Origin of the sequence: Treponema sp. (genome assembly GCF_024696245.1) — a bacterium.
Classification (GTDB): domain Bacteria; phylum Spirochaetota; class Spirochaetia; order Treponematales; family Treponemataceae; genus Treponema_D.
The window spans coordinates 1-2,155 of the sequence record NZ_JAILGZ010000005.1; the positions used below are offsets into that span (position 1 = coordinate 1).

3 protein-coding genes are annotated in these 2,155 nt (G+C 40.6%); all 3 read left to right on the top strand.

What is annotated here, in order from left to right:
• The first annotated feature begins 97 nt into the window (after positions 1-97).
• Positions 98-1,237 (top strand): tyramine oxidase subunit B, encoded by a 1,140-nt coding sequence (locus K6D58_RS00185; RefSeq protein ID WP_296826323.1) that lies wholly within the window; start codon positions 98-100, stop codon positions 1,235-1,237.
• A gap of 40 nt (positions 1,238-1,277) precedes the next feature.
• A complete protein-coding gene (locus K6D58_RS00190; protein ID WP_296826325.1) occupies positions 1,278-1,640 on the top strand; it encodes a P-II family nitrogen regulator in 363 nt (120 codons plus the stop codon).
• A gap of 3 nt (positions 1,641-1,643) precedes the next feature.
• Positions 1,644-2,155: APC family permease (locus tag K6D58_RS00195; protein ID WP_296826327.1), on the top strand; the 512-nt coding region annotated here is incomplete at its 3' end.

Genomic DNA, 2,155 nt, shown 5'->3' on the forward strand with positions numbered 1-2,155 from the left:
TATAGTGTGAACATACTTAAATAAAGGGAATACGAACAAAGGCGTTGGGATTTCTTAACAGGAATTCTGACGCCTTTTTTTTATTCAGGAGGTTATTATGGAATATCCAAAAATTGATTTTTTGTATCTGAGTGAAAAAGACATGATTGCAGCCGGAGTAAAAGACATGAAAGGCTGTATCGAAGCAATGGAAGAAATGTTCAAACTGATGAAGGTTGGCAATTACCGCATGGGTGGTGCAAATGGTAACTCACACGGAACAATGGTTACCTTTCCACAATCTTCTCCTTTTCCGGAAATGCCTGTAGATGGTCCGGACCGCCGCTTTATGGCAATGCCTGCTTACCTTGGTGGAAAATTTGATATGGCCGGAATGAAGTGGTACGGTTCAAACTGCGAAAACAGGGAAAAGGGACTTCCACGTTCAATCCTTATGCTTACATTAAACGATAAAACAACAGGTGCTCCCCTTGCCTACATGAGTGCAAATATTCTTTCTGCCTACAGAACTGGTGCAGTACCAGGTGTAGGATACAAATATTTTGCTCCGGAAGATTCAAAGGTAATCGGTGTAATCGGACCTGGTGTAATGAGCAAGACAGCACTTGCAGCTGCTATGGCAGTTCGTCCCGGAATTAAAACAATTAAAGTTAAGGGAAGAGGTCAGGCAAGCTTAAACAAATTTATTGCTGCTGCAAAAGAAGATTATCCTGGAGTAGAAGTTTATGCAGTTGATTCAATAGAAGAAGCTGTAAGGGATTCAGATATTGTTTCTGTAAGCACCTCTACCCCTACTACAGGTGACACAAGCATCTACCCTTACATCAAGGAAGAATGGATTAAACCGGGAGCAATTATCAGTTCTACTGCAGCCCTTCGCTTTGACGAAGACTTTATCATAAACAGGGCAAGAACTGTAACAGACAACATTGCCCTTTACGAAGCATGGGAAGAAGAATATGCACCGGAAGCCTACAAGGTAATTCCTATTCCTGCCGTTCAGGTAGAAGACTTTATTGCAGAAGGAAAAATGAAGCCTGAACAGATTGATGATCTTGGAGACATTCTTACAGGTAAGATTCCTGTTCATCGTGATCCAAAAGAAATCGTAATTTATTCTGTAGGCGGTATGCCTGTAGAAGATGTTGCCTGGGGAACAATTGTTTACCGTAACGCTCTTGCTAAGGGAATCGGAACAAAACTTAATCTCTGGGATTCACCTGCAATGGTTGTATAAAAATAAAACTTTGGAAAAAAGTTTTTACGGAGGTATCAATATGGAAAAAAAATTCAGTCGTGTAGAAGTTATAACAGGTATATCAAAAATCACAGCCCTTCAGAAAGCTCTGGGTAAGTTTCATATTACAGGTATGACTGTTTACCAGGTTTTAGGCTGTGGTGTTCAGCACGGAACTCAGGAGTTTGAAGTAGAAGAAGCCAGGGACATTCAGCTTTTACCAAAGGAAGTTGTAATGATGGTTCTTCCTTCTGATGAAGTTTCTTCACTTATTGAATTCCTTAAGAAGGAACTTTACACCGGCCACATTGGTGACGGAAAAATCTTTGTTTCTGACATTACAAATATTGTTCGTGTCAGAACAGGAGAAGAAGGAATGTCAGCCCTTATTAAAGGAGAATAAATTATGGCAGATCAGAAGAAACTGGGTCTGCCAAGTGTAATCGCTACAGGAGTCGGTCTTATTGTTGCAACAAGCTGTCTGCTTTCAATAGGACAAGGCTCCAGCGTACTTGGACTGCCCTTTATAATTACAATGTCCATTGCCTGTGCCTTTAATATTTTAACTGCACTGTCAATTTGTGAATTGAATGCTTTAATGCCAAACTTAACGGGAGGACTTGCTCAGTTTACTCTTGCAAGCTGCGGTCCTTTTATAACTATCATCACCAACATGGGAGGCTTTATCTGCTGCCAGCTTATTCTTGGAAGTTCAGAAGCTGCCATGTTCGGAAATACATTAAGTGAAGTATTAAAGTCAGTACCACTGTCACCTGAAATGTGGTCCATCATGCTTATTGCCATTCTTTTTGTACTGAATCTTTTTGGCGTAGACATGTTTGCAAGAATACAGAATGTTGTAGCTTACGGCCTTATTGCTTCACTGATAATCATGGGCGTTTTAGGATGCATCAAGGT

What these genes read in the sequence shown, in the direction of transcription:
- K6D58_RS00190 (WP_296826325.1), top strand. Translation starts at nt 1,278, where the DNA reads ATGGAAAAAAAATTCAGTCGTGTAGAAGTTATAACAGGTATATCAAAA.
- K6D58_RS00185 (WP_296826323.1), top strand. Translation starts at nt 98, where the DNA reads ATGGAATATCCAAAAATTGATTTTTTGTATCTGAGTGAAAAAGACATG.